Source organism: Rickettsia sp. TH2014, from assembly GCF_019249195.1.
Taxonomy (GTDB): domain Bacteria; phylum Pseudomonadota; class Alphaproteobacteria; order Rickettsiales; family Rickettsiaceae; genus Rickettsia; species Rickettsia felis.
In genome coordinates this window covers 1-2,586 of the sequence record NZ_MXAX01000183.1, presented here as the reverse complement: position 1 = coordinate 2,586, position 2,586 = coordinate 1, and the positions used below count along the sequence as shown (strand labels likewise).

Below are 2,586 nucleotides of genomic sequence, written 5' to 3'. Positions count from 1 at the left end.
ACATGATTTGGCTATCACTGTGCTTTGATATTGACATTAACAACGCAAAAATAATATAAAGGGTAGTATCAAATTTAACACAAAATATAATATTGTAAGTAAAAAAATCTTATTAGTCGATGATGTCGTTACCATCGGTGTTACTATAAATGAATGTGCTAAAACTGTACGACAAGCGGGGGCAGAGTCGGTAAAGATCATGAGTATTGCGATGACATAGAACGCCATTGTGAGGAAATTACGTAGTAATTGACGAAGCAATCTCGTGCCAAAGTCCTGAGATTGCCACGTCGAGGCTTCGCCTCTCCTCGCAACGACGATTACAAAACCATCAAGAGTGAAGTAACTTATGCAAAATGAAATAAAAAAAGTTTGTGTTATCGGTTCGGGGGTGATGGGTTCAGGGATTGCAGCGTTAATTGCTAATTCCTCTCATAAAGTAGTGCTGCTTGATATTATCGCTAAAGATTCCGATGATCCAAATAAAATAGTAAAAAATGCCGTAGAGAATTTGTATAAACAAAAACCTCCACCTTTGTCTTTTCCGAATAAAGCAAATTTCATTACCATCGGCAATTTAGAACATGAGTTAGAATTAATTAGGGATTGTGATTTAGTAATTGAAGTTATTGTTGAGAAGCTAGAAATCAAACACCAATTATATAATAAAATTATTCCTTATCTTAAAGAAGCTGCAATTATTGCTTCTAATACCTCTACATTACCGCTTAAAAGGCTCAAAGAGAATTTACCGGATAATATCAAATCGAGATTCGTTATTACGCATTTCTTTAACCCGCCAAGATATATGGAGCTGCTTGAGTTAATTATAGACCCTATAGTAGAGCTGCAAGTAATAGAAAGAGTATCAGAATTCCTAACAAAAACGCTTGGTAAGACTATAGTAAAATGTAACGATACACCTGGCTTTATTGCTAATAGAGTAGGGTGTTTTTTACTTGAATTAGTAGCTCGCAAAGCGATAAGTCAAAAGCTTGATTTTGTAGCTTTAGATAAAATATTTACTACATGTTTAGGGCTACCGAGTACCGGAATTTTTGGTTTATATGATCTAATCGGGCATGACGTAATGAAGTTAATATCAAGCTCATTACTTGCCGCCCTTCCTGCAAATGATGCTTATCATAAAATATATGTAAATACTCCCGTTCTCGATAAGATGATAGAGAAGAAGTTAATTGGACGTAAAGGTTATGGGGGATTTTATCGCCTATCGGTATCAAACGGTAAAAAGATTAAAGAAGTTATCAATATAAACGATTTATCATATAGCCCTGTTCAAAAAGTAGATATTTCGTTTAATAGTCTTGATGAGTTACTAGCTAGCAATTCGGTTTACGGTAAATTTTTTACTGAAATTATCACGGAATTTTATGTTTATTTAGCAAGTTTAGTACCATCTGTAACCGATAATATCTATGATATCGATGCTGCTATGAAGCTTGGTTACAGCTGGAAATATGGTCCATTTGAATTATTGACCATAGCAGCTAAAGACGGCTGGAATTCGGTAATTAAAAATGCCGGTTTAAGGCATATCTTACTTCCGCAATATTTAGCCAATAAAGAATATCAAAAAATCGATAAACAAAAATTTAATTCTCACAAAGATATTTTACATGAAAGTCAGATAGTATTAGAAAACGATTCTGCAAAGCTAATAAATTATCGTGAGAATTTCATTTTTGTTATTACTACAAAAATGAATTGTTTAAACCATAATGTGTTTTATTTACTGCAAGAAGCAGCAAGTAAAGCTGAAAATGACAGCAAAAACCTTTATATTTATCCGCTAGGAAATAATTTTTCTGCCGGTGCGGATTTAAAGCTGCTTCTTTCCTATATTGAAGACGGTAATTTTCATGATTTAGAGAATTTATTAAAGCTGGGACAGCAAACTATGCTGCACTTAAAATATTCTAGGGCTCATATTGTTAGTTGTGCCAAAGGAGTAGCCCTTGGAGGCGGGTGCGAGCTGCTATTGCACTCAAGCTATATTGTAGCAAACCAGGAACTGAGCGTAGGACTTGTAGAACTTGGAGTTGGTTTAATACCGGGATGGGGCGGTGTTACTGAAATGTTTGTACGAAGCAAGGGAGATAAAACTAAATTAATCAGAAATATCAGAAATATTATAGAGCAGAATAAAACAAGTTCAGCCGATTACTTTAAATCAGATTATGATGTAGAGAATATGCACGTAAATATGAATAAGCATTATATTTTAGATGAAGCTTTAAAATTAAACCTATCTAAAAAGATAGTACCGATTCCGCATAAAATTACTTTGCCTAAAATAAATTTAGCAACAGAAATAGATACATTAAAATATAACGATCTACAAAATAAGGTAATTAGCAAATTCCAAAATATTATTGATAAGCATCCTGACACAAATGAAGAAGAGTTGCTTGGCTATGAGCGGGAAATATTTTTAGAACTTGTAAAAGACCCAAAAACTATAGAGAAACTGAAAGTGATTGTGAAGTGAAGGATTATTAAGATATTCTGAATTCTTTATTTGTAGAAGTCAAGATTTAATCTTACAGACATTATAAAAATTAT

General features: G+C 33.2%; 2 protein-coding genes. Both read left to right on the top strand.

Going from position 1 to position 2,586, the window contains the following annotated elements:
* Positions 1 to 55: 55 nt before the first annotated feature.
* Entirely contained in the window at positions 56 to 220 is a 165-nt protein-coding gene (locus tag KYQ89_RS08275; RefSeq protein WP_371920403.1) for a ComF family protein, read from the top strand.
* Positions 221 to 349: 129 nt separating this feature from the next.
* Positions 350 to 2,512 carry a 3-hydroxyacyl-CoA dehydrogenase/enoyl-CoA hydratase family protein gene (locus tag KYQ89_RS03670; RefSeq protein ID WP_218460457.1) on the top strand — a complete coding sequence of 721 codons (2,163 nt, stop codon included), beginning with the start codon at positions 350 to 352 and terminating at the stop codon, positions 2,510 to 2,512.
* Positions 2,513 to 2,586: the final 74 nt, after the last annotated feature.

Bases quoted from the DNA above. Each gene is read 5' to 3' on its own strand.
- KYQ89_RS03670 (WP_218460457.1), top strand. From the start codon at position 350: ATGCAAAATGAAATAAAAAAAGTTTGTGTTATCGGTTCGGGGGTGATG.